Origin of the sequence: Streptomyces netropsis (assembly GCF_014203545.1) — a bacterium.
GTDB lineage: Bacteria > Actinomycetota > Actinomycetes > Streptomycetales > Streptomycetaceae > Streptomyces > Streptomyces netropsis.
This window is the reverse complement of record NZ_JACHJG010000004.1, coordinates 45,302-71,632: the sequence shown is the minus strand read 5'-3', so window position 1 is coordinate 71,632 and position 26,331 is coordinate 45,302. Positions and strand designations below refer to the sequence as shown.

The window sequence follows — 26,331 nt, the reverse complement described above, 5'->3', positions numbered from 1 at the left end:
GGCGATCCGGGCCCGGCGCCTTGACGCCGACCGGACCGGCTACTTGATGGCCTTGATCAGCTCACCGTTGGACGTGTCGCCGCTCAGCTCCCAGAAGAACGTGCCGCCGAGGCCCTGCTGTTGCTTGTAGCCCATCTTCCCGGCGATCGTCGAGGGAGTGTCGTAGCTCCACCATTCGTTGCCGCACTTGGCGTAGGCCGTGCCGGCGACCGTGCCGTTCGCGGGGCACTTGGACTTGAGGACCTTGTAGTCGTCGATGCCCTGCTCGTACGTCCCGGCGGCCGGTCCGGTGGCGGTGCCGCCCGGGGCGGACTGGGTGACGCCGGTCCAGCCGCGGCCGTAGAAGCCGATGCCCAGCAGGAGCTTCGAGGACGGGACGCCGAGGCTCTTGAGCTTCCGGATCGCGGCGTCGGTGTGGAACCCGGCCTTGGGGATGCCGTTGTACGAGGTCAGCGGCGAGTGCGGGGCGGTCGGGCCCTTGGCGTCCCAGGCGCCGAAGAAGTCGTACGTCATCGGGTTGTACCAGTCGACGTATTGCGCCGCGCCCGCGTAGTTCGCGGCGTCCATCTTGCCGCCGTCGGTGCCGTCGGCCGTGATGGCGGCGGTGAGCAGGTTCTTCTGGCCGAATTTCGCGCGCAGCGCGGCCATCAGGTTCCGGAAGGCGTCCCGGCCGCTGGTGTCGCAGGTCAGGCCGCAGGCGTTCGGGTACTCCCAGTCGATGTCGATGCCGTCGAAGACATCGGCCCAGCGCGGGTCCTCCACGAGCTGGTAACAGGACTCGGCGAACGCGGCGGGGTTCTTCGCGGCCTCGCCGAAGCCGCCCGACCAGGTCCAACCGCCGAAGGACCAGATGACCTTGAGGTTCGGGTGCAGCTTCTTGAGCTTCCGCAGCTGGTTGAAGTTGCCGCGCAGGGCGCCGTTGTCCCAGGTGTCGGCCTTGCCGTCGACGCTGCCGGCCGCGTCGTAGGCCTTGTCGTAGTCGGCGTAGGCGTCGCCGATGGTGCACTTGCCGCCGGTGACGTTGCCGAAGGCGTAGTTGATGTGGGTGAGCTTGGCGGCGGAGCCGGAGGTCTCGATGTTCTTGACGTGGTAATTGCGGCCGTAGACGCCCCAGTTGGTGAAGTATCCGACGACCTTGGAGCCGGCCGTGGTGTCGTCGTCGGCGGGTCCGGCGGCGGTCTTCGCCGGCGGTGCCGCGGTGGCTGTGCCCGCTGTGCCGGCCGTGGCGGTGCCCGCGAAGAGGGTCGTGGCGAGCATCGCGGTGCCCGCGGCGAAGGCCGCGAGGAGCGTGCGGGGCCGGCGGAGGGGGTGATGTCCGTGTGGTCTGGGCATGGTTCTCCTCGGTGGGGTGGGGAGAGCGGGGGGTGCGTGACCTGCGGCCATGTTTGACATGGACGCGTTGAACAGTGGGGAAACGGTAGAAGGACTAGACCAGTGCGGTCAATGGTTCGGACCAATCCGGGTCGCAGTCCTCATGATCAGCAGACCCGTGACGGGAGGCAGCCGATCGGGCATACTCCAAACCGCCACAGCCGCAGGTCATCCCGTACCGAGACCCGGCAGGGGACCATCGACTGAGGCGTCCCCGGCGGCGGCGCCACACCCTTGCGCGCTCGCCGCCGCAGCGCCCGACAGGGAGGAGAGCCGCGCCATGACCGACCACGGCCCGCAGCCGGTGGATCGTCAGCTGCCCACCGAGGAGGCCCGCGACCTGATCTCGCTTGTACGCGAGATGGTCCAGCGGGAGATCGAGCCGAACGCGTCGAGCGAGGAGGACGCCGGGCACTTCCCCCGCGAGGTCTTCGCTCTGCTCTCCGCCTCCGGACTGCTCGCCCTGCCCTACGCCGAGGAGTTCGGCGGCGGCGACCAGCCGTACGAGGTCTACCTCCAGGTCCTGGAGGAACTCGCCGCGGCCCGCCTGACGGTGGGGCTCGGCGTCAGCGTCCACACCCTCGCCTGCCACGCGCTCGCCGGCTACGGAACCAAGGAGCAGCGGGCCGAGCACCTGCCCGCCATGCTCGGCGGCGGCCTGCTCGGCGCGTACTGCCTCTCCGAGCCCGCCTCGGGCTCCGACGCGGCTTCCCTGCGCACCCGCGCCACGCGCCAGGGCGACACCTGGACCCTCGAGGGCACCAAGGCGTGGATCACCCACGGCGGCGTCGCGGACTTCTACACCGTCCTGGCGCGGACCGGCGGCGAGGGCGCCCACGGGATCACGGCCTTCCTCGTCCCCGGCGACGCCCCCGGCCTCTCCGCGGCCGCCCCCGAGCGCAAGATGGGGATGAAGGGCTCGCCGACCGCCCAGATCCACTTCGACGGGGTCCAGGTCCCCGACGCCCGCCGCATCGGCGAGGAGGGCCAGGGCTTCGCCATCGCCCTCTCCGCCCTCGACTCCGGCCGCCTCGGCATCGCGGCCTGCGCGATCGGCGTCGCCCAGGCCGCGCTCGACGAGTCCCTGTCCTACGTCGCCGAGCGGCGCCAGTTCGGCCGCCCGCTCGCCGACTTCCAGGGGCTGCGCTTCATGCTCGCGGACATGGCCACCCAGATCGAGGCGGGCCGCGCCCTCTACCTCACCGCGGCCCGGCTGCGGGACGCCGGTCTGCCGTTCTCCAAGCAGGCCGCCATGGCCAAGCTCTTCTGCACCGACGCCGCGATGAAGGTCACCACCGACGCCGTGCAGCTGCTCGGCGGCTACGGCTACACCGTGGACTTCCCCGTCGAGCGCTACATGCGCGAGGCGAAGGTCCTGCAGATCGTCGAGGGCACCAACCAGATCCAGCGCATGGTCGTCGCCCGTCACCTCGCGGGCCCCGAGTCCCGCTGAGCGTCGCGCCCGGAGGGGTCAGAGCGTCAGCTGTGACAGCTCCGGGACCGTCGTCGGCGACGGGCGGCGGATGCCGGCGGTGGCCTTCAGGCCCGTCGCGGTGCCGACCGCGATCACCAGCCCGCCGTGCTCACGGACCAGGCGGCGGGCGGCGGCGACGCCCACCGCCGAGGACGGCTCCAGGAACAGCCCCTGGGCACCCAACGCCCGGTGCTCGGCCATGAACACCTCGGTCGGTACGGCGACCGCCGAGCCGTCCGACCGGCGGAGCGCGTCGAGCCCCTGCCAGGTCGGGCGCTCCTCGCCGAGGGAGAAGGCGGGGGAGGGGCGGTAGACCACTGACGTACGCTCCTGCTCCGCCGGCGCGCTACGGGCCAGCGCCGCGGTGAAGGGTGCCGCCGCTTCGGGCTCGGCCGCCACCAGGCGGGGGACACGGGCCAGCAGCCCGGCGGTGCGCAGCTCACGGAAGCCGCGCTCGATGCCGGACAGCAGATCCGCCCGGCTGGTGGGGACCACCACCGTCGCGACCCGGTCCCCGAAGTCCCGGGCGATCTCGTACGCGACGGATTTGTAGCCCTCGTTGGCATAGGCGTTGCCGCCGGGGGAGGGTGACGCGAAGCTTGTCAGCGGATACCAGCCGAACCGCTCCACGGCCTCCCCCATTGCCGCGTTCCGCGCGGAGCTGTCCTCGCGCACCACCCGGAACGCGCCCAGCGCGTCGATCTGCGCCCGCAGCGGTTCGGGCACCCCGCCCGTGGTGAAGACCACGCACCGCAGCCCGGCGCGCCCCGCGTACGCCGCGGCGGCCGCGCCCGCGTTGCCGGAGGAGGCCGCGACCACGGTGTCCGCACCGGCGGCGACGGCGGCCGCGACGCCCACGGCCATCGCCCGGTCCTTGTGCGAGCCGGTCGGATTGGCGCCCTCGTACTTCACCCACAGCTCGCCGTCGGCCGGATCGCGGAAGTGGATCCGCACATTGGGCGTGCCGCCCTCGCCGAGCGTCACCGGCGGTCCGGTCACCGGCAGGGCGGAGGGCCACCCCCACGGTCCGCCCCGGTAGCTCCGGAGCGACAGGCCGGACAGATCGGCGAGCGGCGGCACCGGGTTGGCGCCGATGCCCTCCGCGCGGCACGCGCCGCACCCCGAGAAGTCCTTGGCCCCGGTTCCGCAGCGGGGGCAGAGCAGGGGTGTCGAAGGCATGCGAACTCCTCACGAGGGGAGGGCGGATGACCCTTCGACGGTAACAGTCCCGGCACCTCCGGGACCCGTACAGCTCCGCTTTCCGTCGCTGCCCGGGACGCTGCCGATCAGCGGTGCCGACGCATCTCCGGGATCCGCACCGGGCGGGAGCCGGGGCCGCCGATGTGGGAGAACGGCTGGCGCCGCCAGTCCAGGCTCTCCGGCAGATTGAGCAGCAGGGCCGCGTCGCACTCCTGGGTTTCCAGCGACTCGTCCGCCGGCACGGCCTCCTCGACGCCGCGGCCGGTGCCCGGGCAGACCGTGAGCCCGAAGGGGTTCCACGGCGACGGGCACAGCGCGTGCTCGGGGAGCACGTCCTCGTCGGCGAGCAGCGCGATCGGCCGCGCGCAGTCCGGGCACGTCACCCGGAACATCTCGTAGATCTCGTACAGGCTGCCGTCGCCGTCATTGAGGCGTTCCAGGCTGGGCATAGTGCTTCTCCCCCTCGGATGGGCCGGCCAGGCACCTCGGCCTCGGCCACAGCAAGCACTTCCCTGGTGGAGGGTCAGATAACCGCCCGTTCCGGCACAGGACACGGGCGCATGGGTGTGTCGTTCATCACATGCCTTGTATGGCTATGGGCCCGTTCGGCTGTCCCGGGCGGCCCGGGACCCAGTAGGTTGACCCGTTGTGGAGGAGTTGGACAGAGAAATCGTGGAACTGCTCGTCAAGGACGGGCGGATGAGCTACACCGACCTGGGGAAGGCCACGGGCCTGTCCACCTCGGCGGTGCACCAGCGCGTGCGCCGGCTCGAACAGCGCGGCGTCATCCGGGGCTACGCGGCGGTGGTCGACCCGGAGGCCGTCGGGCTGCCGCTCACCGCGTTCATCTCGGTGAAGCCCTTCGACCCGAGCGCCCCCGACGACATCGCCGACCGGCTCGCCGAGATCCCCGAGATCGAGGCCTGCCACAGCGTCGCCGGCGACGAGAACTACATCCTCAAGGTCCGTGTCGCCACGCCCTTGGAGCTGGAGCACCTGCTGGCCCGGATCCGCTCGTTGGCGGGGGTCTCGACGCGCACGACGATCGTGCTGTCGACCCCGTACGAGGCCAGACCACCACGGGTGGGGTAGGAAACCGGCCCGTCCAGCCTGTCCGGTGCCCCCGGACCGGGGTCCGGGGCGGAGCCCCGGTTACGGGAAGGGGCGGGGCTGGGGGAAGATTCCCTGCATGAGCGACCGCCCCACCCCTCAGGACGAGCCCCGTACCGTGCTGCTGCGCGGCGGCGAGGTGCACAGCCCCGCCGACCCCTTCGCCACGGCCATGGTGGTCGAGCGCGGCCACGTCGCCTGGGTCGGCTCCGAAGGCGCGGCGGACTCCTTCGCCGACGGCGTGGACGAGGTCGTCGACCTCGAAGGCGCGCTCGTCACCCCCGCGTTCACCGACGCCCACGTGCACACCACCTCCACCGGCCTCGCGCTCACCGGCCTCGACCTCACCGACGCCCGCACCCTCACCGAGGCCCTCGACCGGGTCCGCGCCCACGCCGTCGCGCGGCCCGCCGACCGGGTGCTGCTCGGCCACGGCTGGGACGCCAGCCGCTGGCCCGAGCGGCGGCCCCCGTCCCGCCGGGAACTCGACGAGGCCACCGGCGGCCGCCCCCTCTACCTCACCCGGGCCGACGTCCACTCCGCGGTCGTCACCACGGCCCTGCTCGACCTCGTCCCGCACGCCGCCGGGCTGCCCGGCGGCAGCCCGGACGCGCCGCTGACCGGCGACGCCCACCACGCCGTGCGCGCCGCCGCGTACGGGAGCATCGCCCCCGCCCAGCGCGCCGACGCGCAGGCCGCGGCGCTGGAGCGGGCCGCCTCGCTCGGCATCGGCTCCCTCCACGAGTGCGCCGGGCCGCGGATCTCCAGCGCCGACGACCTCACCGGCCTGCTGAGCCTGGCCGCCGAGCGCCCCGGCCCACGCGTCGTCGGCTACTGGGCCGAGGCGCTCACCACCGCCGCCGACGCGAGCCGCGTCGTCGAACTCGGCGCGCTCGGCGCGGCCGGCGACCTCTTCGTCGACGGCTCCCTCGGCTCGCACACCGCGTGCCTCCACGAGCCCTACGCCGACGGCCCGCACACGGGCCACACCGGTGCCGCGCACATGGACGCCGCCGCCATCGCCGCCCACGTCACCGCCTGCACCGAGGCGGGCATCCAGGCCGGTTTCCACGCCATCGGCGACGCCGCGCTCACCGCCGTCGTGGAGGGCGTGCGCGCCGCCGCCGACAGGCTCGGCCTCGCCCGCGTCCGCGCCGCCCGGCACCGCGTCGAGCACGCCGAGATGCTCACCCCCGACCACATCGCCGCCTTCGCCGAACTCGCCCTCACCGCCTCCGTCCAGCCGGCCTTCGACGCCGCCTGGGGCGGCGACGAGGCCATGTACGCCGAACGGCTGGGCGTGGAACGGGCCCGCACCCTGAACCCGTACGCGGCCCTGCTGCGGGCCGGTGTCCCGCTCGCCCTCGGTTCGGACAGCCCCGTCACCCCCCTCGACCCGTGGGGCACCGTCCGCGCCGCCGCCTTCCACCGCACCCCCGCGCACCGCGTCTCCGTCCGGGCCGCCTTCACCGCGCACACCCGGGGCGGCTGGCGGGCCGTCGGCCGCGACGACGCCGGTGTGCTGGTGCCGGGCGCGCCCGCCGACTACGCCGTCTGGAGGACGGGTGAACTCGTCGTGCAGGTGCCCGACGACCGGGTCGCCAGCTGGTCCACCGACCCCCGCTCGGGCACGCCCGGCCTGCCCGATCTCACCCCCGGCGCCCCCCTCCCGGTCTGTCTGCGCACGGTGGTCGGCGGGCACACCGTCTTCACGCGTCCGAACGAGTGACGCGTGAGCCCGTCCGTACCGCCGAACGACGTGCCGTGAGCCGGCCCCTCCGGCGCTCCACTCGCCGTACTGACCTGCTGATTTGAGGCAGCCACGCAGGTCATGAGGGTGTTGACAGGGTGCGGGCGGCGGCGGGTAGGTTCGGCGGAGTCCACCACAGGACGTCCGACCGGTGAATCTCCACACAGTCGTCGAGCGCCGCTGGGCCATGGGCGGTGAGCCGGAGCGCTCATCGCCACTGGGAGCCAGGTCCAGCGCACGGGGGCGAGGGACGGTTCCGCCGGGCCGGCAGGTGCGACCCGGGTGGGGCCCGGACGTTCAGTAGACAACGGCATTCGGTCGACTCGCAGCCAGCGGATCCCAGGCCGGCCCGAAGGACGCCGGGCCCCCATTCGCCCAGGGCGGCAGGCCCCGCTGCCCGCACCCGGGAACCGGTGGACCCCCTGGGCGTTGTACGGTCGGGCTTCACCACCGCACAGCAGCAGGAAGGCGCGACCGTGCCCCCGGGTCCCGAAACCACCGCCGACGCCGCCGACGGCGACACCGTCGGCCGGCCGGGCGGGCCGACTTCCCGCTCCCCGCGCCCGCCGGCGCGGTCCGACGCCGCCGAGGCGTCCGTGCCCGCCGACGGCACGGACCACGCGGGCGCCGCCGAGAACGCCGCCGACCGGCCGGAGCCCGACGCCGCCGACGCGGCGAAGGCGCCCGTACCGCCCCCGGCGGCCGCCCCCGACGGCGAGGCGGACCCGGACGCGGTCACCGCCGCCGGTGACCCGGCGCCCCGGCCCGGCGGCCCCACCCGGCTCACCCGCCTCGTCCGGCTGGCCCGCCGTGAGGCGCGGCGCAGCGCCCTCGCCGCCGTCGCCGGACTGGCCCTCACCGCGTCCTTCCCGCCGTACGACCTGTGGCCGCTGTCCTTCGTGGCCGTCGCCGCCCTGGCGCTGCTGACCCGGGGCCGCACCGCCCGGCAGGGCGCGTGGACGGGCTTCGCCTTCGCGCTGCCGTTCTTCTTCTTCCTGCTCCGCTGGCTGCACGTGGTCGGCTACGACGCCGTGTTCGGCCTCTCCGTCATCGAGGCGCTCTTCATCGCCCTGCTCGGCGCGGGCCTGGCCGTGACCTCCCGGCTGCCCGCCTGGCCGCTGTGGGGCGCCTGTCTGTGGGTCGCGCAGGAGTGGGCCCGGGACCGGGCGCCGTTCGGCGGTTTCCCGTGGGGGCGGCTCGCGTTCGCCAACACCGGCTCCCCGTTCACGCCGCTCGCCGCGCTCGGCGGCGCCCCGCTGGTCACCTTCGCCGTGGCGCTCACCGGCGGGCTGCTGGCCTACGCGCTGCTCGCCGCCTGGCGCCTGCGGGCCGCCGCGGGTGACCGCGTACGGGCCGTGCGCGCCGCCCTGCCCGCCGTCGAGGCCGCCGCGCTGGCCGCCGCCGTCGTCCTCGCCGGGTACGCCGTGCCGGTGCCCACCAAGGCGGTCGACACGGTCGACATCGCCATCGTCCAGGGCAACGTCCAGAACCCGGGGATGAACTTCCTCGGCCGCCCGATGATGATCCTCAACAACCACGTCGACGCCACCCTCGCCCTGGCGAAGGACATCAAGGCCGGCCGCGTGAAGAAGCCCGACCTGGTCATCTGGCCGGAGAACTCCTCCGACCTCGACCCCTTCCAGTACGCGGAGGCCTACGACCGGATCGAGGAGGCCGTGCGGGCGGTCGGCGTCCCCGTCCTCGTCGGCGCCCTCGTCGACCACCCGGGCAAGCCCGGCTACGTCGACAACCAGGGCATCGTCTGGGACCCCGTGAAGGGCCCCGGCGCCTCGTACACCAAGCAGCACCCGGTGCCGTTCGGCGAGTACGTGCCCTTCCGGCAGCAGCTGAGCAAGGTCATCACCCGCCTCCAGCGCGTGCCCCGCGACTTCTACCCCGGCGACCACACCGGGGTGCTCCAGATCGGCCCGGCGCGGCTCGGCGACGTCATCTGCTTCGAGGTGGCCTACGACGAGATCGTCCACGACACCGTCATGGCCGGCGCCCGCGCCCTGGTCGTACAGACCAACAACGCCACCTACGGCCGCACCGGGCAGCCCGAGCAGCAGCTGGCCATGTCCCGGCTGCGGGCGGTCGAGCACGGCCGGGCCGTGGTGACCGCCGCGACGAGCGGCATCAGCGCGGTCGTCGCCCCCGACGGCAAGGTGCTCCACCGCAGCGCGGAGTTCACCCGTGACGTCATCAGCACCTCCATCCCGCTGCGGGACGAGATCACCGTGGCCGACCGCGCCGGTGCAGCGCCCGAATGGGCGCTCGCTATGGTGGGCCTTCTGTCCTGCGCGGCCGCGATCATGATCGGCCGTCGAGGACGTCCGGACGAGAAGGGGCAGCAGTGAACGACGGTGGTCAGCGGAGATACGGTCCGCTCGGCACGACCTTGGTGATCATCCCGACCTACAACGAGGCGGAGAACATCAAGCTCATCGTCGGCCGGGTGCGGTCGGCCGTGCCGGAGGCGCACGTCCTCGTCGCCGACGACAACAGCCCCGACGGCACCGGCAAGCTCGCCGACGAGCTGGCGGCCGACGACGACCACGTCCACGTGCTGCACCGCAAGGGCAAGGAGGGCCTGGGCGCCGCCTATCTGGCCGGCTTCCACTGGGGCCTGGACAACGGCTACGGCGTCCTGGTGGAGATGGACGCCGACGGCTCCCACCAGCCCGAGGAACTGCCCCGGCTGCTCACCGCCCTCAAGGGCGCCGACCTGGTGCTCGGCTCCCGCTGGGTCCCCGGCGGCCGGGTCGTGAACTGGCCGAAGTCCCGCGAGATCCTCTCCCGCGGCGGCTCCACCTACTCCCGCCTCCTCCTCGACGTCCCGATCCGCGACGTCACCGGCGGTTTCCGGGCCTTCCGCCGGGAGACCCTGGAGGGGCTGGGCATGGACGAGGTCGCCTCGCAGGGCTACTGCTTCCAGGTCGACCTGGCCTGGCGGGCCGTCAAGGCCGGCTTCCACGTCGTCGAGGTCCCCATCACCTTCGTCGAGCGCGAGCTGGGCGACAGCAAGATGAGCCGCGACATCGTCGCGGAGGCCCTGTGGCGGGTCACGTCCTGGGGCGTCGGCTCCCGGGTCGGCAAGGCCCTGGGCCGGGGCGAGAAGAGCTGACCCGGACCCCGCCGGACGCCCCCACCCGGGGCGTTCCGTACGGGCGCGGCCCAGGCACACTTGAGGCATGACGTTCGGAGCACAGCAGACGATGGACGGCCGGCCGCCGAAACGAGGCCGCGCCCGCAGGCTCATCCCCCTGGCCGTGGCCCTCTGGGCGGTGCTGGAGATCTGGCTGCTGATGATGGTGGCCGACGCGGCGGGCGGGCTCACCGTCCTCGCCCTGCTGGTCGGGGGAGTGCTGCTGGGCGGCTTCGTGATCAAGCGGGCCGGGCGCCGCGCCTGGCAGCGGCTGACGGAGTCCCTCCAGCCGCCCAAGGCCCCGGAGGCCGGGCAGGCCCCGGGCGCCACCGGGGGCGCGGGCGGCAACGGTCTGACGATGCTGGGCGGGCTGCTGCTCATGGTGCCGGGCCTGATCTCCGACGCGGCCGGGCTGCTGTGCCTCTTCCCGCCGACCCGCGCGCTGCTGCGCAAGGGCCTGGAGCGCGGCGTGGACCGCCGGGCGGCGGCCTTCGGCCCGGGCACCCTGGGGGACGCCTTCCAGCAGGCCCGGATGCACCAGCCCGACGGCAAGGTCGTCCAGGGCGAGGTCATCCGCGACGACGAGCCGCCCGCGCCGCACCGGGACGGCCCGCAGCTGCCGCGCTGAGCAGGCCGCCGGACCCGCCCGCCGAGTCGGCCCGGGGCCGCTGCGGACGCTTTACGGGCATCGGGTGACCGATGCCCGTATCCGTGTCCGTATGCGTACCTCGAAGGCCCTCACGGGCGGCTGGGAGCACGGGGGGCATCCCCATGAGAAACCCCGCATGACGCGGACAAGGGCCCGGGCCACTGCTCAGCGCAGTGGCCCGGGCCCTTGACGGATCCGATGGATCAATCCCTATGCCGCCCAGAAACTCAGGCGGACTTGCGGTTGTCCCGCGGATGCACAGCGATGTTCATGGCACCGGAGCGCAGGACGGCCAGCCTCTCGGCCAGCACCTCCTCGAGCTCCTCGCGGGTCCGCCGCTCCATGAGCATGTCCCAGTGCGTACGCGCGGGCTTGCCCTTCTTCTCCTCAGGACCATCGCCGTCTACCAGGAGTGCCACGGCGCCGCACGCCTTGCACTCCCACTCCGGCGGAATCTCCGCCTCTACCGAGAACGGCATCTCAAATCGATGTCCGTTCGGGCATGCGTACTCCACCGCCTGGCGCGGGGCCAGATCGATGCCGCGGTCGGTCTCGTAGCTGGTAACCACAAGTCGCGTGCCGCGGAGAGCTCGCTCACTCATGAATCGTGCCTCCCGGGCTTTGTCGCCCACAGGACAGGTGTCGCTGTCGTCGTCATCCGGTCAACGTCCGGTCGGCGGTGAAGATTCCCCGTTGAGGGACATGCGTCGCCCGTCGTGCCGCCCCTTGTTGTACCCACCAGCGCCCGGTTTGTCACATCTGACAACAGATGTCACCCTGTGTTTCTGCCTATTCAGCGCGCAGTAACGGTCCGTCCGGTGGGTCAAAGGCGTACACTACCGGCCCGCCGGTCCGTGGCCTAAACCAGGTCCGGAACTTCGCGTGCCGTGACCGTCGAGGGGGCCACCGGAACGGCCGTATCGCGCGGCTCACCGGGGCTTTCCGGGCCCTGGGCGCGGCCCCGCTCCGGGCGCTCCGGCAGGGCGAAGGCGCGCAGGAAGAACTGCGACAGCGGCCCGATGCCCACCGCGTACAGCACCGTCCCCGCGCCCACCGAGCCGCCGAGCGCGAACCCGGTCGCCAGCACGACCACCTCGATGCAGGTGCGCACCAGTCGCACCGAGCGCCCGGTCCTGCGGTGCAGCCCGGTCATCAGCCCGTCGCGCGGACCCGGTCCGAAGCGTGGGGTGATGTAGAGCCCGGTCGCCACCGCGCACAGCGCGACCGCGAAGACCAGCAGCGGAATCCGCACCCACAGCGACCCGGGGGCCGGGACCACGGTCAGCGTCGCGTCCAGCGCCAGGCCGATCACCAGCACGTTGGAGACCGTGCCCAGACCGGGCCGCTGGCGCAGCGGCACCCACAGGAGCAGCACGAGCACCCCGATCAGGATGGACGCCGTCCCGATCGACAGGCCCGTACGCCCCGCGACACCCTGGTTCAGGACGTCCCACGGCGCCAGTCCGAGCCCCGCACGCAGCTGCAGCCCCGCACTCACCCCGTACAGCACCAGCCCGCCGTACAGCTGGACCAGACGGCGGGCGAGAGACGACCCCCCTGACGCGGACAATGGTTCCTCCTGAAGGTCGTACTGGGTCGTTCCGGCGCGTACCGGGCCGGGCGGGCCGTGGTGAATCGATTCGGCCGAAGTGGGCCGGAGCCCGGCCGGATCCGGTGTCGAAAGCGTGTTTTCGGCAGCCGCCGGTGGTGCGGGTGGCCTGCCGCGTGCCAGTCTGTGGACTGGTACAGGATGTACTCCATGGCCAATTTCCGAAAGGTGGACCGCACGAGATGAGTCAGTGGACCTCTTCGGTGGGGGCGCCGCAGCTGGCGCGTCTCCTCGGTTCGCAGCACGCGCGCGACACCGTGACCCCGATCGGTGGCCGTCGCTCACCCGCCTACCGCTCCCTCGCGGACGGCATCCGGCTGCTCGTCCTCGAAGGCCGCGTCCCGGTCGCCGCCCGGCTGCCCGCCGAGCGGGAACTCGCCGCGGCGCTCTCCGTCAGCCGCACCACCGTCGCCGCCGCCTACGAGGCCCTGCGCGGCGAGGGGTTCCTCGAATCCCGGCGCGGCGCCGGCAGCTGGACCGCCGTGCCCGCCGGCAACCCGCTGCCCACCCGAGGGCTCGACCCCCTCCCGCCGGAGGCCGTCGGCTCCGTGATCGACCTGGGCTGCGCCGCCCTCACCGCGCCGGAGCCGTGGCTCACCCGCGCCTTCCAGGGCGCCCTCGAGGAGCTGCCGCCCTACGCGCACACCCACGGCGACTACCCCGCGGGGCTGCCCGCCCTGCGCCAGGCCCTCGCCGACCGCTACACCGCCCGCGGCATCCCCACCATGCCCGAACAGATCATGGTGACCACCGGCGCCATGGGCGCCGTCGCCGCCATCTGCCGGCTGTTCGCCGGGCGCGGCGAGCGGGTCGCCGTCGAGTCCCCCTCGTACGCCAACGTCCTTCAGCTCATGCGCGAGGCCGGCACCCGGCTCGTGCCCGTCGCGATGGCCGACCGTCTCGCCGGCTGGGACCTGCCCGCCTGGCGCCAGGTGCTGCGCGACGCCGCGCCCCGCCTCGCCTACGTCATCGCCGACTTCCACAACCCGACCGGCGCGCTGGCCCCCGAGGAGCAGCGCCGGGAGCTCGTCGAGGCCGCCCGGGCCGCCGGCACCCTCCTCATCGCCGACGAGACCATGTCCGACCTGTGTCTCGAACCGGACGTCGAACTGCCCCGGCCCGTCTGCGCCTTCGACCCGGCGGGCAGCGCGGTGATCACCGTCGGCTCGGCCAGCAAGACCTTCTGGGCCGGGCTGCGGATCGGCTGGGTGCGCGCGGCCCCCGACGTCATCCGCAGCCTCGTCGCCGCCCGCGCCTACGCCGACCTCGGCACGCCCGTGCTCGAACAGCTCGCCGTCACCTGGCTGCTCGACACCGAGGGCTGGGACGCCTCCATCGACATACGGCGCACCCAGACGCGGGAGAACCGCGACGCGCTCGTCGACGCCCTCGGCCGTCACCTGCCCGACTGGGAGTTCACCGTCCCGAAGGGCGGGCTCACCCTGTGGGTGCGCACCGGCGGTCTCTCCGGATCGCGCATCGCCGAGGCGGGGGAGCGGCTCGGGGTGCGGGTGCCCTCCGGTCCGCGCTTCGGTGTCGACGGGGCCTTCGAGGGCTTCGTGCGGCTCCCGTTCACCGTCACCGGGGCGGTCGCCGAGGAGGCCGCGACCCGGCTCGCGGAGGCCGCCCGCCTGGTGGCGAGCGGCGCGACGGCAGCGGTCGAGGCACCGCGGACCTACGTGGCCTGAAGCGGCTTCGGGTCCGTGCCGGGGGCGCGGGGATCGGTACGGTCACCGGTGTCCGGTCCGGCCGGTCCGTGCCCCGGCCGGCTCTCGCCGGCCTCCGCCAGTTCGGCACCGGCCCACGCCAACGCGGGCCCGGCCTGCGTCGATTCCACGCTGAGCCACATCGGGTCGGTGCCCGCCCAGGTGGGTTCCGCACCGCCGGTCACCGGGACCGCGGTCGCCCAGGCCGCGCCCACGCCGCCCTCCGTCGAATCGGGGTCGGTGTCCGGGGCGGCGGCATAGGCGGAGGCGGAGACGGCGGTGGAGGCGGCGACCGGGGCAGGGGCCGGGGCGGGAGCGGCCGGATACGACCACGCGTCCTCCTCGCCGCCCGGCGCGGGAGCGGTCTCGGGCAGCAGGGCCAGCACCGCATCGCGCTGTGCGTCGGTCGTCTCCTCGTCGTACGGGTTCGGGGTGTGCGGCACCTGGACCCGGTGCACCGGGCCCGAGCCCAGCCGGGCGTAGCCGCGGCCCGGCGGGACGTCCCGCGCCGGTGTGGTGTGCGGCGGCGCACCGAGCGCGGTGCACACCTGCTCGGGGGTCACGGCGCCGAGGACCAGCCGGGCGCGGGTGTGGGTCCGGACCGGCTCGGTCAGCTGCTCGTAGCCGTCGAGCTGCTCGGCCACCGCGACGGTGACGTTGCCGACCCGGCCGTGCCGCAGGGGCACTTGGAGCAGCTCCTGTGGATCGCGGCGCCCCTCGCCCCGGGCGAGATGGCTCAGCACCGTGGGCCGGTCGACGACGACCCACAGGGGGCGGCGGATGTCCTCGGGCGTCGGACGCCCCTGTTGGCGGGCGTGGTTGGCGGTCAGCAGCCGGCGCTCGGTCTCGTGGGCGGCCCACTCCAGCGTCGCGAGGGCCCCCGGGAGGGAGGACTCGACGGCCAGCACCCCGTCCCGGCCGCGCAGGAAGCCGTACTCGCCCGCGCCGCTGCCGTCGACCACCACGACGTCGCCGTGGTGGAGGGCCTGCAGGGCGATCGACCGCAGCAGCGTCGAGGTGCCGCTCGAGGGCTGGCCGAGGGCCAGCAGGTGCGGTTCGGTGGACCGCTGGCCCGTGCGCCACACGACGGGCGGTGTGTCACGGGTCTCGTCGCCCGCGGCCACCGGCAGGGTCCGCTGGACGTCCGAGGCGTCGGTGAAGCCGAGCACGGCCTCGCCGGGCGCGGTGACGAACCGCTGGGCGAAGACGTCGGTCTCGAGCGCGGGCAGCGCGTGCAGGGCGAGGCGGTTGCCCGCCTCGTCCCAGTCGAAGCGGTACTCGCGGCCCCGGCCGGCCTTGAGGTGCAGCAACTGCTCGATCCTGGCCCGGGATTCGGCGTCGCCGTCGGTGAAGTAGGCGGGGTAGCGCAGCCGGAGGGCGGTCAGCCGTCCCTGGTCGTCGAAGGCGTGCCCCTCGAACGCCGCGCTCCAGCTGCCCCCGTGCGCGTACAGCGGCGCCGGGTCCCCCGGGGCCGCGAAGTACGGCACCAGGGCCTCGTACAGCGCCTGGAGCCGTCCGGTGTCCGCCTCGCCCACCTCCGCCGCCGGCCGGGGCGCGTTCCGCCGCCCCGCCCAGGCGGCCGCCGCCATCAGCCCGATCACGGCGAGCACCGGCCCGTACGGCACGAGCGCCACGATGAACACGCACGAGCCCACCAGGACCACCGTGGGCCCCCGCCGTTCCTTCGGGGTCTGCGCCCACGTGCGCCGCCCGGAGGCGGCCAGGGAGCGCAGACCACGCGAGACGACGATCAGCGGGTGGAGCACATCCGCGGCGTGGTCGGCGACGGTGCGCGAGAACTCCCGAACGCGGGTGATCGTCGGGTTCTCGGACAGAAAGCGGGGGAGCGTACGCCGGCCCACGTCGGTCTCCTGTTGTCGGTGCGTGCGGGGGTGCGGGAGGTGTCAGAACTTGAGCCCGCCCAGGAGGCTCGCGAGGCTCGCCCCGCCCGCCTTGATGCTGGGCGCGATCGCCGTGCCCGCGAGGTAGAAGCCGAAGAGGCAGCAGACGAGCGCGTGCGATGCCTTCAGGCCGTCCTTCCTGAAGAACAGGAACACGACGACACCGAGGAGCACGACGCCGGAGATGGTCAGAATCATGGGGTTCTCCTGTTGGTGGGGGACGGTCACCATGAGTCCCTCCAGCCTCACAGAAAGTGTTAATACGGCAAAAGCGGCAAAAGGGTTATTGATCGTTCGATTCACTCGATCGGGAGGGCGGGTGATCGCCTCGGGTGGGGAGGCGAACCCCGCAATCACGGCCCGAAACCGGCTCCCCGGCGATCATCGGCACCCGCGCCGCGTCGCTGCCGCCCGCCGTCGGAGATCGGCGGCGATTCACCCGGACGGACGCACCCGAACCCCGTCGGGGGTCCGTCGACGAGCCCGCCGGGGGCCGGTTGGCCGAAGCGACGCGCGCCGCACGGCACTGCCGGTTCCCCCGCGCGCGGCCGTACGTAGGGTAGAGCGGCACCCACGTCGGGGTGCCGCTCTAGGCGCCGAACCCGGAGGACCGCAGACCATGACCGAGCCGACCCCCGAGACCGAGCCCGCACACGACCCCGAGATGCTCCAGCTCGCGTCCAAGGTCTTCGACCTGGCGCGACACGGGGACACCGACACCCTCGCCGCCTACGTGGACGCGGGTGTCCCGGCCAACCTCACCAACGACAGGGGTGACTCCCTCATCATGCTGGCCGCCTACCACGGCCACCTCGACGCGGTGAACGCCCTGCTCCAGCGCGGCGCCGACCCGAACCGCCCCAACGACCGCGGCCAGACGCCCCTGGGCGGCGCCGTCTTCAAGGGGGAGGACGAGGTCGTCCGCGTCCTCCTCGCCCACGGCGCGGACCCGGAGGCGGGCTCGCCGTCGGCGATCGAGGCGGCGGGCGTATTCGGGCGCCAGGACCTGGTGGAGCTGTTCCGGGGGGAGTGAGCGGGGTGGTGGGGGCGGGGGCCGGTGATGCCGGGTGCCCGCCCCTGACTTCGCGCGGCCGAACCTCTTACGGGCTTCGACGAGCCAAACAGGTGCCCTGACGCGGCCGTCTTCCGTGAGGTCCAGCTCTTTCGCGTCGAGGGGCGGCAGATCGCCGGCGGCGATCGACCCTTTCATGGGCGGGCCGGTCGTGGGCGGATACCCGCGCCGCACACGCGTCCAAGGCGGCTGCTGCCCCGGCGCACCCCATGGGGCCGATGGCCCTGCGGGGTCTATTTCGTCTGTTGCTGCCCTCTTGGCGACTCTTGGCGCGTCTTGGCAAGCGAAATTCCACCGGTCGGCGCCGATGGAGTCGGGCGGGAGGATCCGGTCGGGTCCGCCGCGTCGGATGCGACGGACTCCTCTGCGACGTGATCCCGGACGGGGCCACGAGTGGGGCGGACCCTCGGGGCCGAGCGCTTCCCGGCCCCACCCGGGAAGCGCTCGGCCCGCAACCTGATGCCGTACGACTCAGACCAGTTCGGGTTGCGGTTCCGGTGCCGGTTGCCGCACTGGTACGGCCTTCGGTTCCCACCGTTTGGTGGTCCGCACGTAGCCGTAGACCACGGAGGCCATCGCCAGAATGAGAAGCGGTCCGAACACCCACGGGTATTCGGCCATCTCCATCGACAGATAGCGATACGACAGCAGGAGCGCGGCAAAGACCGTCGTGCCATAAGCGACCAGCTGGATTCCCGACCGGTCCCAGCCACGTGCGAGTGAGCGCAGCGCTGCCTCGATGGTGAACGTAAACACCACGCCGGCAATGATATCCGCGCCGTAGTGGTAGCCGAATCCCAGCGTTGCGCCGAGCGTGGTAATCAGCCAGAACACGCCAAAGAATCGCAGAATCCTTGGGCCCTTGCGGGAATGAATGAAGATCGCGGTAGCCCACGCCGTGTGCAGGCTGGGCATGCAGTTGCGAGGGGTGATCTCGTCGAACGGCATCGAGACCGGGGCGCTGATCGGCGGCGGCGTGTTCGGCCACAGGTCGGCCACCGCCCAGTGCCCGCCGTCGGCGCCGTAGGCGAAGATCGGTCCGACGACCGGGTAGATCATGTAGATGCCCGGCCCGAGCAGGCCGATCACCAGAAAGGTGCGCACCAGGTGATGGGCCGGGAATCGGCGCTCGGTCGCCACGTTGCGCAGCTGGTACAGGGCGACGCCGACCGCGGCCACCGCAAGCTGAATGTAGACCCAGTCGAGAAGATGGTTACCGATCGGGCCGGTGGCCTCGACCATCCGGCCTACCAGCCACGACGGGTTGCCCAGCGCGTGATCCGCGGTTGCCACATACTGGTCGAGCACCGCCGGGCGGGTCTTCGACGTGATGAGCAGCCAGGTGTCGCCGGTCTTGCGGCCGGCCACCAGCAGCAGGCCCAGCCCGACGCCCTTCAGCAGCAGGACACGTTCCCGGCCGGTGCGGCGTGTGACAGCAATGACAGCAACGCCCAGAATCACCCACAACGCGCCGTTGCCGAACATCATCTTGGCGTCGACCGCCCACCGCACGAGCCAGAAGGCGATATCGATGCCGACGGCGACACCCACTGCGATGAACCGTTGCCGCCAGGTGAGCACCACCATCATCAACGCCATGCTGGCGTACAACAGCGGACCCGATTTAGGGGCGAGTACGACTTCTTTCGCCTGGTTGGTCATCGGCCCCGGCAGGCCGTAGTGACGTGCGGCGATCTCCAGCACGATGAGGAATCCGAGGGTCACCACACTCGCCGCGGCCCACAGCATCACCCGTGGCCGACGCCACGCGGCGAACGCCATTCTGAAGTTTATTCGCGAAAACGCCCGCGATGCTTTAGGTATCAATTGTTTGGCCGATTTGTTAGATTTTCGCTAAATAGGTCACCCTTCGTGCCGGATAGCATGATTTTCCGGTGAAGGACGGGCGATGAGGCTGATGCCCGGAGCTCGAACATGCTATCGGAGCGGTACGGGTGGGTTTCGCTGGTTGCGAGTAGTGCGAAGGTCAGTGTGTTGTGTGGGGGCCGGCGCGGTGTGGTCGTTGCGGTAAGCCGTGAGTATGGGGTATCCGCAAGGTGATGGGCTGACTGCTGAGCGGAGTCATTTGTCGGGGAAGAGTCCGACCTCCGCCCTGGAGGGGCAGGGGCGTCGGTGGTTCCCCCTGGGGGCCCTCGTGGGGAGCGCGACAGCGGAGACCGGCCGAGGTTTTCCTCCGCACGCGCGGGAGTGATCCGGAGTACGTGCTCGCGCTCTTCCGACGGCGTCGGCGGCCTACGGCTCGCGGAAGCTTGATGTACCCAGCCTCAACGTGGAGAGGGCACCGGCTGAAGCCGCTCCGGCCGGCCGCGAGGCGGGGCGGGTGCCGTCCCGGCGGTCGCCGGATGGAGGGCGGGAGGTGCTGAACTCCGTGTTTGACGAGCGGGCCGTTTCGGCGGGGCAAGCTTGCCCTGGTGGTTCATCCGTCGCCGGACGGCCCCACTCGGCGCGTCCTGCGTGTCGGCGGTTCGCGTGGCCGCCTGGGCCTCATCGAGGTGCTGGCCTCGACATCCGCGTCGTCGCACTCCTCTCGGAGCCCATCGCGAAGCCATAGGTGTCACGGCGCATACTTCGGTATGCTAGTCGCATGTCCTCCACGACTCGTATCACTGTCACGCTACCCAGCGAACAAGTGGCGGAGCTCCGCAAGCTCACGGACAACGTTTCCGGATATGTGGCAGAGGCGGTGGCCCGCCAGATCAGACACCAGCTTCTGGGCGATGATCTACGGCGCTATGAAGGGGAGCACGGCAACTTCACCGACGAGGAACTCGCAGAAGCCCGAGCGAAGATCTTCGGCACTGCCGGCACCGGCCAGCGCACGGACGCTGCGTGAGTGAGCGCTTCGAGACCGTCGTCCTGGACTCGGAAGGGCTCTCGGCCTGGCTCGTGCAGGACCGCAAGCTGCTCGCCATGTTGAAGGTGTTCCACGACACCGGGGCCGACCTTGTCGTCGGGGCAAACACCATCGTGGAGGTCAGCCACACACGCATGAACCTTTCTCGCCTCAATTGGGCGCTGTCGCGGGTGAAGGTGGAACCGGTCACGGAACAAGCCGCGAAGGCCGCAGCCGAACTCCTCAAGGAAGCCGGTCTGCACGGCCACAAGTACGCCATCGACGCCACCGTGGCGGAAGTGGCACTGCGCCAGCCAAGGCCAGTCGCGCTTCTGACATCCGACACCGACGACATGGTCAAACTCTGCGGCGACCACGTCCGCGTCATCAGCCTCTGATCCCTCGACGCTGCGCTGCCTGACCTCTTGTGCCGGAACGGGCCAGACCGACTGGGCAACCACGGGCAACAGCGGGCCAAGGCCTTACGTCCGGGCGGGCCTTCAGCTTTCATCGAGCCTGGTCAGCGGGCCGGATGCCCGTAGACCACCCGTGATTCCCAAACTCAGAGCGCGAGTTTGATTCTCGTCACCCCGCTCCATCAGGAAGCCTCAGGCCAATGGCCCGGGGCTTTTTGTCGTGCGGCACTTCGTGTGTGGCAATCACCGTGCCGCCCCGCCTCCTTGCGGGATAATCGAGGCATGGCCGCCATGCCCAGCGTCTCCGAGCTCCGTCGAGCCAAGTTCGCCCGACGGCTTCCTGGCGAGCTGTCGGAGCTCGACGGACCCGCCCACGGCACCGTCAGTCTGCCGCTGCATCTCGCGTGGTCCGGGTTGTCCCAGTTCGATCTGGGCCAGCCTCGGTTGCGGATGAGCTGCTACCGGATCGTCCTCGCCGAGGGACAGCACGATGACCTGGTCCGGTACCTCAACCGTGAAGTGCTCATCGACCTGTGGCCGGTCCTGCGCACCCTGATCAGCCAGGACATCCGCGATGTCTGGGAGAACGCCTTCGCCGAGCTGGCTGCCGACGCCCAGGCCGCCGCGTGAACCTCACGGACCTGCATCGCCGCCTCCTGGCGGACGTATTCGCCGTCGGCGACGCCTACCCGCTTGTACTCACGGGCGGCTACGCCGTACAGGCACACGGGCTGGTCAACCGACTCAGCCAGGATCTCGATGTCGCCACCGAGAACCCAGAGCCGATGGAGAAGATCGCCGAGACAGTCCGTGCCGGGGAGGAGGGCGGCTCCCCGATGGGGCGCGGGGAGTCAGACGGGGAGCCACCTCCAGTGACACCGGGCGGGCAGGCACGGAAGCGGAGGCCCGCGACAGGCAGTCGACATGCTCCACCCCACCCCCAACCGCCCCGTCTTAGAACCCTCTTAATCCCGTTCGTTATTAACTCCTCATGCACTTCATCACCTCCCGTCGCACCGTCCGCGCCGCCGCCGTGGCCCTCGCGGCCACCCTGCCGTGTGTCACCCTCGCCGATGCCGCCCAGGCGACCGCGCCGCAGGCCGCGCCCCAGGTCAAGGACCAGGCCGCGCCCAGCGCCCCGCAGTCGGCTCGCGTTCACGACGGGCACCTCGTCGACCTCCCCGTCCGCGGTGGCACCGCCACCGTCGACGCGGCCACGCTCCGCGTGACGGCGCGTACGCCGAAGGGGGACGTCGAGCTCTCCGCACCCGCCGCCACCGCACCCGGCAAGCCCGGGAAGGTGACCGCCACCGCCGACGGCGCCCGCTGGACCTACCCCGGCACCGGGCTGACCGTCACCGCCCGCTCCGAACAGGGGCGGCTCGTCGTCTCCGTCACGTCCACCGCCACCGCCGACCGCACGCTGACCTGGCCCGTCACCGGTACCGACCGGGCCGTCTCCGCCGTGCAGCTCCCGCGCGGGGAAGGGCTGTCCATACCGGTCGCCGACACGTTCTGGAACTCCGACCGGGCGCAGCTCGTCAACAGCGACCTCGACATGTCCTCGGCGCTGACCATGCCGATGTGGGGTCACACCCTCGGCGGCCGGGGCGTCAGCTACATCGTGCCCACCGACATCGGCACCTCCCTGCGCTCGACGTCCGACCACGGCCGGCTGCGCACCACCGCCACCCACCGGTTCTCCCGCGCCGAGGGCACCACCGACTACACCGTCACCTTCGCCCTCACCGACGGTTCCCCCGTCGCGCCCGCCGTCGACTACCGTGCCTGGCTCAAGCAGCACGGACAGCTCGGCAGTCTGCGGGCCAAGATCGACGCGGTGCCGGCCACCAAGAAGCTGCTCGGCGCCTTCCACGCCTACACGTGGGGCGACGCCCGGACCGCCGAGGGCGTGAAGAAGCTGCGGGCGCTCGGCGTGGACCGCATGTGGCTCGGCTACGACGCCGACGACACGCCCATGGACGCCGCCGCCGTCGCCGCCGCCAAGAAGGCCGGGTACCTCGTCGGGCCGTACGACTCCTTCGCCAACGGCCAGGACCCCAAGACCTCGGACGCCCCCACCTCGGTCTGGCCCGACAAGGTCTACCCCGACTTCTGCGTCCAGGGCGCCGACGGCAAGCCCGTCCCCGGTTTCCACGACCGCGGCTGCTACCTCAGCTCCGAGGCGTTCGAGAAGGCCGAGCCCACCCGGCACCTCCTCGCCGACCGCACCAAGAAGATGACCGCCAACGGTGCCGACAGCTACTTCCTCGACGTCGACGCCGCCGGTGAGCTGTTCCGCGACCACAGCGACGCGCACCCCATGGACCAGGCGCGCGACCGGGCCAACCGGCTCGCCCGGATGCAGCGGCTGTCCGGCAAGGACCGTCTCGTGCTCGGCTCCGAGTCCGCGGGCGCCTGGTCCAACCAGGTGCTGGCCTTCGACCACGGATCCGGCACACCGGTGGTCGACGGGCTGTGGAAGGCGCAGAAGGACAAGGAGAAGTGGGGCGGCTACACCCCCGCCAAGGCCCCCGGTGTCTTCTTCAAGCCCGCCGAGCTCCCCGCCGACGTCGCGAAGGCCATGTACGACCCCGCCTACCGCGTTCCGCTGTTCGAGACCGCGCTGCACGACTCCCTCGTCAACACCGAGCGCTGGGAGCTGTCCTACGACAAGCTCCCGCAGCAGAAGACCACCCGCGCCCTGCTGGCGATGCTCTACAACACCCCGCTCAACTTCGTCCTCGACGGCCCGTCCATCAAGGAACGCGGCAGCGAACTCGCCGCGCTGCAGAAGTACTTCAAGCCCCTGCACGAGGCGGCCGGCACCCAGGCCATGACCGACTTCCGCACCCTGAACGCCGACCGCACCGTCCAGCGCACCGTCTTCGGCGACGGCACCCTCACCGTCACCGCGAACTTCGGCACCAAGGCCCACGACGGGCTGCCCGGCGGCTGCGTCGACGCGAAGCTGCGCGGCGACAAGAAGCCGCGGCGCCTGTGCCCCGCCGACATCAACCAGTGACCTCAACCGGCTGACGGGGGCAGGCCGGCCAGCACGCTCTCCACCGTGTCCGCCTCCGCCGCCGTCTTGTCCTCCCGGTACCGCAGCACCCGCGCGAACCGCAGGGTCACCCCCTCCGGGTACCGGGAGGACCGCTGGACGCCGTCGAAGGCGATCTCCACCACCAGCTCCGGCCGCACGGTCACCACGAAGCCGTCGTCGGAGACCGCCAGTTCCCCGAGCCGCTCGGTCTGCCAGGCCAGCAGCGCGTCCGTCAGCCCCTTGAACGTCTTGCCGAGCATGGCGAACGAACCGTCCGCCCGCCGCGCCCCCAGATGCAGATTCGACAGCTTGCCGGTCCGCCGCCCGTGCCCCCACTCGGCGGCCAGCACCACCAGGTCCAGGGTGTGCACCGGCTTCACCTTCAGCCAGGAAGCACCGCGCCGGCCCGCGCTGTACGGCGCGTCCAGCGCCTTGGCCACCACCCCCTCGTGGCCGCGCCGCAACACCTCGGCCGAGAACTCCCGCGCCGCCGCGCGGGCCCCGGCGTCCGCCGGGTCGGCGACCACCAGCCGGCGTACGCGCAACGGCTCGGGCACCACCCGCGCCAGCTCCGCGTGCCGCTCCGCCGTCGACAGCTCCAGCAGATCCCGGCCGTCCACCGCCAGCAGGTCGAAGAAGACCGGTGAGAGCGGCACCGTGACCGCCGCCCCCACCACGTCCGTACGGGAGCCGACCCGGCCGGAGGTCTCCTGGAACGGGCGCGGGCGGCCCGTCGCGTCCAGGGCGATGAGCTCACCGTCCAGCACCGCCCGGGACACCGGCAGCTCCCGTGCCACCCGCGCCAGTTCGGGCAGCCGCTCGGTGATGTCGTCCAGGGTGCGGGTGTAGACCCGTACCTCTTCGCCGTCCCGGTGCACCTGCACCCGGATGCCGTCCAGCTTCTCCTCCACCGCGCACGGCCCGAGCCGGTCCAGTGCCTCGTCCACGTCCTTGGCGCTGTGCGCGAGCATCGGCTGCACCGGCCGCCCCACCTCCAGCCGGAAGTCCGCCAGCGCCCCCGGCCCCCCGGCCAGCAGCGCCCGGGCGACCGTGCCGAGGGAGCCGCCCAGCATCACCGCCCGCCGCACGTCCGCCGGGGCGGCGCCCGTCGCGGCCGCGAGCCCCTCCACGGCCAGCGCGTCCAGGGCGCCCTGCCGCAGCTCACCGCCGATCAGCCCCAGCAGGAAGCGCTGCTCCTCGGCCGTGGCCGCGCCCATCAGCGCGTTCACCAGCCGCTTGCGTTCGGCCTGCGCGCCCTTGCCCGTCACGCCCGCGATCCGGGTGAGGGCCGCGTCCACCTCCCGCACGGTCAGGGTCGGGGCGTCCGCCGGGGCAGCGGCGTCGCGCAGGGTGCTCCAGCCGACGCCGATCCGGCGCTGCGGCAGCCGGCCGGCCAGGTACGGAATGGCGATCGGCGCCTCCTCGGGCGCGGCGTCCCGGAACAGCCCCGCCAACAGGGCGATCTTGGCCGACCGCGCGCTCGTCGCCGCGACCTGTGCTGACACCCGGGCGATTTCGGCAAGAAGCATGCGTTCATCGTGCGGTGTGCGCCTCCCGGACGCCTCCCGGACGCCTGCCGGGCCCTTCCCGGATCCCGGTGGCCTCAAGCGGCCCCGGCCGCCTCCCGGTCGCGCCCGGCGCCGTCGCTGATTCTGATCAGCAGGGCCACCATCAGCCAGTTCGCGACCAGGGACGAGCCGCCCTTGGCGAGGAACGGCAGCGCCTTGCCCGTCAGTGGGATGAGGCCCATGACACCGCCCGCCACCACGAAGACCTGGAGTGCCAGCGCCGCCGCGAGCCCCACCGCCAGCAGCTTGCCGAACCGGTCGTGCGAGCGCAGCGCCACGCTCAGCCCGCGCTGGACGAGCAGCCCGTAGAGCAGGAGCACCGCCATCGTCCCGGCGAGCCCGAGCTCCTCCCCGACCGTGGTGAGGATGAAGTCGCTGCGGCCCGCGAAGCCGATGAGTTCGGGGTGGCCCCGGCCCAGGCCGGTGCCCGTGACGCCGCCGCTGCCGAAACCGAAGAGGGCCTGGGCGAGCTGGTCGGATCCCGTCCCCGCGGGCTGCCGGTCCTTCGGCAGGAACACCGCGAACGGGTGCTGCCAGGCGACGATGCGTCCCTTGACGTGGGGTTCGGTCGAGCCCACCACGCCGGCCCCGACGACGGCCATCGACAGTCCGACCAGTACCCAGCTGAGGCGTTCGGTGGCGACGTAGAGCATCACCACGAACAGCCCGAAGAAGATCAGCGAGGTACCGAGGTCCCGCTCGAAGACCAGCACCAGCAGGCTCAGCGCCCAGACGGCCAGGATCGGTCCGAGCTGCCGTCCCGGTGGCAGCCGCACCCCGAACACCCGGCGGCCGGTGAGCGCCAGGGCGTCCCGGTGGGTGACCAGATAGCCCGCGAAGAACACCGCGATCATGGTCTTGACGAATTCGCCGGGCTGCAGCGACAGCGGCCCCAGCAGGATCCACCGCTTGGCGCCGTAGGTGTCGCCGGGGAAGAACGCCGGTGCCATCAGGAGCACCAGCGCCACGGCCATCAGGACGTAGATGCAGCGCTGCAACCGGCGGTGGTCCCGCAGTACCAGCAGCACGCCGAGACAGACGGCGACCCCGATGACGGACCACATGAGCTGGCCCGGGGAGGTCGGGTCGGACTCGTACGCCGCCCGGTACGCGGGATCCAGCCGGTACAGCAGCACCAGCCCGAAGCCGGAGAGCAGCGTCGCCAGGGGCAGGATCAGCGGATCGGCGTACGGGGCGTAGCGGCGCACCGCCAGATGCGGCACCAGCGCCAGGGCGGCCATGCTGACGGCGAATCCGGCGACCCCCTCCGGGACTTCCCCCTCGAGGGACAGCCCCGTGTAGACGTAGCCGAAGCAGCTGATGAGGACGGCGAAGGCCAGCAGCAGTGCCTCGCTGCGGCGCCGCCGCCGTGGTGCCGCGGACGGCATCTCGGGGGCCCGGCTGTCGTCGCTGTCCTCGACGCGTACGGAATCCACGGTCACACTCATGAATCATGGACG

At 72.2% G+C, this 26,331-nt stretch carries 22 protein-coding genes and 1 pseudogene; 13 read left to right on the top strand and 10 right to left on the bottom strand.

Annotated features, from left to right (window positions below; genetic code table 11):
- Window positions 1–39: 39 nt before the first annotated feature.
- Complete coding sequence (locus FHS38_RS11745; RefSeq protein WP_184733479.1) at window positions 40–1,332, bottom strand: glycoside hydrolase family 18 protein; 1,293 nt, start codon at window positions 1,330–1,332, stop codon at window positions 40–42.
- Between the two features lie 319 nt (window positions 1,333–1,651).
- On the opposite strand from FHS38_RS11745, the gene FHS38_RS11740 reads away from it, so the two are divergent.
- On the top strand, window positions 1,652–2,824 hold the full coding sequence (locus FHS38_RS11740; RefSeq protein WP_184733478.1) for an acyl-CoA dehydrogenase family protein: 1,173 nt from the start codon (window positions 1,652–1,654) through the stop codon (window positions 2,822–2,824).
- Window positions 2,825–2,842: 18 nt separating this feature from the next.
- Here FHS38_RS11740 and FHS38_RS11735 read toward each other — a convergent pair whose 3' ends face one another.
- Window positions 2,843–4,024: a threonine synthase gene (locus FHS38_RS11735; protein ID WP_184733477.1), complete on the bottom strand. Its 1,182-nt coding sequence runs from the start codon at window positions 4,022–4,024 to the stop codon at window positions 2,843–2,845.
- A 107-nt stretch (window positions 4,025–4,131) separates the two neighbouring features.
- A complete protein-coding gene (locus FHS38_RS11730; protein ID WP_184733476.1) occupies window positions 4,132–4,494 on the bottom strand; it encodes a hypothetical protein in 363 nt (120 codons plus the stop codon).
- Window positions 4,495–4,693: 199 nt separating this feature from the next.
- On the opposite strand from FHS38_RS11730, the gene FHS38_RS11725 reads away from it, so the two are divergent.
- The 5 genes from FHS38_RS11725 (at window position 4,694) to fxsA (ending at window position 10,678) form a co-directional block, all read left to right on the top strand.
- Window positions 4,694–5,137, top strand: a complete 444-nt coding sequence (locus FHS38_RS11725) for an Lrp/AsnC family transcriptional regulator (RefSeq protein ID WP_030365423.1) — start codon at window positions 4,694–4,696, stop codon at window positions 5,135–5,137.
- 97 nt (window positions 5,138–5,234) lie between these two features.
- Window positions 5,235–6,884, top strand: a complete 1,650-nt coding sequence (locus tag FHS38_RS11720) for an amidohydrolase (protein ID WP_184733475.1) — start codon at window positions 5,235–5,237, stop codon at window positions 6,882–6,884.
- A gap of 434 nt (window positions 6,885–7,318) precedes the next feature.
- Window positions 7,319–9,262, top strand: coding sequence for an apolipoprotein N-acyltransferase (lnt, locus tag FHS38_RS11715; RefSeq protein WP_229822386.1), 1,944 nt, complete (start codon window positions 7,319–7,321; stop codon window positions 9,260–9,262).
- Window positions 9,259–10,029: a polyprenol monophosphomannose synthase gene (locus tag FHS38_RS11710; RefSeq protein WP_184733474.1), complete on the top strand. Its 771-nt coding sequence runs from the start codon at window positions 9,259–9,261 to the stop codon at window positions 10,027–10,029. Before lnt ends, FHS38_RS11710 begins: the two co-directional genes overlap by 4 nt.
- A gap of 67 nt (window positions 10,030–10,096) precedes the next feature.
- Window positions 10,097–10,678, top strand: coding sequence for an FxsA family membrane protein (gene fxsA / locus FHS38_RS11705; RefSeq protein WP_229822385.1), 582 nt, complete (start codon window positions 10,097–10,099; stop codon window positions 10,676–10,678).
- 248 nt (window positions 10,679–10,926) lie between these two features.
- Here fxsA and FHS38_RS11700 read toward each other — a convergent pair whose 3' ends face one another.
- The gene (locus FHS38_RS11700; protein WP_087929069.1) at window positions 10,927–11,301 is read right to left on the bottom strand and encodes an RNA polymerase-binding protein RbpA; all 375 of its coding nucleotides are present in this window, start codon (window positions 11,299–11,301) and stop codon (window positions 10,927–10,929) included.
- A 257-nt stretch (window positions 11,302–11,558) separates the two neighbouring features.
- Complete coding sequence (yczE, locus tag FHS38_RS11695) at window positions 11,559–12,269, bottom strand: membrane protein YczE (protein WP_184733473.1); 711 nt, start codon at window positions 12,267–12,269, stop codon at window positions 11,559–11,561.
- A gap of 221 nt (window positions 12,270–12,490) precedes the next feature.
- Between yczE and FHS38_RS11690 the strand changes: the two genes are divergently transcribed.
- Window positions 12,491–13,996, top strand: coding sequence for an SCO1417 family PLP biosynthesis transcription factor (locus tag FHS38_RS11690; RefSeq protein WP_184733472.1), 1,506 nt, complete (start codon window positions 12,491–12,493; stop codon window positions 13,994–13,996).
- On the opposite strand, the gene FHS38_RS11685 is transcribed toward FHS38_RS11690, so the two are convergent.
- Together FHS38_RS11685 and FHS38_RS11680 are read right to left on the bottom strand one after the other, a co-directional pair.
- Window positions 13,984–15,876 carry a hypothetical protein gene (locus FHS38_RS11685; protein WP_184733471.1) on the bottom strand — a complete coding sequence of 631 codons (1,893 nt, stop codon included), beginning with the start codon at window positions 15,874–15,876 and terminating at the stop codon, window positions 13,984–13,986. The genes FHS38_RS11690 and FHS38_RS11685 overlap by 13 nt on opposite strands.
- Window positions 15,877–15,918: 42 nt before the next feature.
- On the bottom strand, window positions 15,919–16,113 hold the full coding sequence (locus FHS38_RS11680) for a hypothetical protein (protein ID WP_130877060.1): 195 nt from the start codon (window positions 16,111–16,113) through the stop codon (window positions 15,919–15,921).
- A 421-nt stretch (window positions 16,114–16,534) separates the two neighbouring features.
- Between FHS38_RS11680 and FHS38_RS36040 the strand changes: the two genes are divergently transcribed.
- Window positions 16,535–16,948 carry an ankyrin repeat domain-containing protein gene (locus tag FHS38_RS36040; RefSeq protein ID WP_184733470.1) on the top strand — a complete coding sequence of 138 codons (414 nt, stop codon included), beginning with the start codon at window positions 16,535–16,537 and terminating at the stop codon, window positions 16,946–16,948.
- Window positions 16,949–17,458: 510 nt separating this feature from the next.
- Here the strand turns inward: FHS38_RS36040 and FHS38_RS11670 are convergent.
- Complete coding sequence (locus tag FHS38_RS11670) at window positions 17,459–18,769, bottom strand: phosphatase PAP2 family protein (protein WP_229822384.1); 1,311 nt, start codon at window positions 18,767–18,769, stop codon at window positions 17,459–17,461.
- Window positions 18,770–19,592: 823 nt separating this feature from the next.
- On the opposite strand from FHS38_RS11670, the gene FHS38_RS11665 reads away from it, so the two are divergent.
- From FHS38_RS11665 to FHS38_RS11650, 5 genes and pseudogenes are all read left to right on the top strand, one after another.
- The gene (locus FHS38_RS11665) at window positions 19,593–19,841 is read left to right on the top strand and encodes a type II toxin-antitoxin system CcdA family antitoxin (RefSeq protein WP_184733469.1); all 249 of its coding nucleotides are present in this window, start codon (window positions 19,593–19,595) and stop codon (window positions 19,839–19,841) included.
- A complete protein-coding gene (locus FHS38_RS11660; protein ID WP_184733468.1) occupies window positions 19,838–20,239 on the top strand; it encodes a DNA-binding protein in 402 nt (133 codons plus the stop codon). The genes FHS38_RS11665 and FHS38_RS11660 overlap by 4 nt, the downstream gene beginning before the upstream one ends.
- A gap of 300 nt (window positions 20,240–20,539) precedes the next feature.
- Window positions 20,540–20,887: a transcriptional regulator gene (locus FHS38_RS11655; protein ID WP_184733467.1), complete on the top strand. Its 348-nt coding sequence runs from the start codon at window positions 20,540–20,542 to the stop codon at window positions 20,885–20,887.
- Window positions 20,884–21,174: pseudogene (locus FHS38_RS35250) on the top strand (nucleotidyl transferase AbiEii/AbiGii toxin family protein); the annotation flags it as partial. The gene FHS38_RS11655 and the pseudogene FHS38_RS35250, both read left to right, overlap by 4 nt.
- Before the next feature lie 74 nt (window positions 21,175–21,248).
- Window positions 21,249–23,282, top strand: coding sequence for a glycoside hydrolase (locus FHS38_RS11650; protein WP_184733466.1), 2,034 nt, complete (start codon window positions 21,249–21,251; stop codon window positions 23,280–23,282).
- Between the two features lie 2 nt (window positions 23,283–23,284).
- On the opposite strand, the gene FHS38_RS11645 is transcribed toward FHS38_RS11650, so the two are convergent.
- Entirely contained in the window at window positions 23,285–24,832 is a 1,548-nt protein-coding gene (locus FHS38_RS11645; protein WP_184733465.1) for an ATP-dependent DNA ligase, read from the bottom strand.
- 74 nt (window positions 24,833–24,906) lie between these two features.
- Complete coding sequence (locus FHS38_RS11640) at window positions 24,907–26,259, bottom strand: FtsW/RodA/SpoVE family cell cycle protein (RefSeq protein WP_184733753.1); 1,353 nt, start codon at window positions 26,257–26,259, stop codon at window positions 24,907–24,909.
- Between the last annotated feature and the right edge of the window lie 72 nt (window positions 26,260–26,331).

Bases quoted from the DNA above. Each gene is read 5' to 3' on its own strand.
- FHS38_RS11735 (WP_184733477.1), bottom strand. From the start codon at position 4,024: ATGCCTTCGACACCCCTGCTCTGCCCCCGCTGCGGAACCGGGGCCAAG.
- FHS38_RS36040 (WP_184733470.1), top strand. From the start codon at position 16,535: ATGACCGAGCCGACCCCCGAGACCGAGCCCGCACACGACCCCGAGATG.
- FHS38_RS11645 (WP_184733465.1), bottom strand. From the start codon at position 24,832: ATGCTTCTTGCCGAAATCGCCCGGGTGTCAGCACAGGTCGCGGCGACG.
- FHS38_RS11720 (WP_184733475.1), top strand. From the start codon at position 5,235: ATGAGCGACCGCCCCACCCCTCAGGACGAGCCCCGTACCGTGCTGCTG.
- FHS38_RS11640 (WP_184733753.1), bottom strand. From the start codon at position 26,259: ATGCCGTCCGCGGCACCACGGCGGCGGCGCCGCAGCGAGGCACTGCTG.
- FHS38_RS11700 (WP_087929069.1), bottom strand. From the start codon at position 11,301: ATGAGTGAGCGAGCTCTCCGCGGCACGCGACTTGTGGTTACCAGCTAC.
- FHS38_RS11730 (WP_184733476.1), bottom strand. From the start codon at position 4,494: ATGCCCAGCCTGGAACGCCTCAATGACGGCGACGGCAGCCTGTACGAG.
- FHS38_RS11650 (WP_184733466.1), top strand. From the start codon at position 21,249: ATGCACTTCATCACCTCCCGTCGCACCGTCCGCGCCGCCGCCGTGGCC.
- FHS38_RS11680 (WP_130877060.1), bottom strand. From the start codon at position 16,113: ATGATTCTGACCATCTCCGGCGTCGTGCTCCTCGGTGTCGTCGTGTTC.
- fxsA (WP_229822385.1), top strand. From the start codon at position 10,097: ATGACGTTCGGAGCACAGCAGACGATGGACGGCCGGCCGCCGAAACGA.
- FHS38_RS11665 (WP_184733469.1), top strand. From the start codon at position 19,593: ATGTCCTCCACGACTCGTATCACTGTCACGCTACCCAGCGAACAAGTG.
- FHS38_RS11690 (WP_184733472.1), top strand. From the start codon at position 12,491: ATGAGTCAGTGGACCTCTTCGGTGGGGGCGCCGCAGCTGGCGCGTCTC.
- FHS38_RS11745 (WP_184733479.1), bottom strand. From the start codon at position 1,332: ATGCCCAGACCACACGGACATCACCCCCTCCGCCGGCCCCGCACGCTC.
- FHS38_RS11670 (WP_229822384.1), bottom strand. From the start codon at position 18,769: ATGGCGTTCGCCGCGTGGCGTCGGCCACGGGTGATGCTGTGGGCCGCG.
- FHS38_RS11655 (WP_184733467.1), top strand. From the start codon at position 20,540: ATGGCCGCCATGCCCAGCGTCTCCGAGCTCCGTCGAGCCAAGTTCGCC.
- FHS38_RS11740 (WP_184733478.1), top strand. From the start codon at position 1,652: ATGACCGACCACGGCCCGCAGCCGGTGGATCGTCAGCTGCCCACCGAG.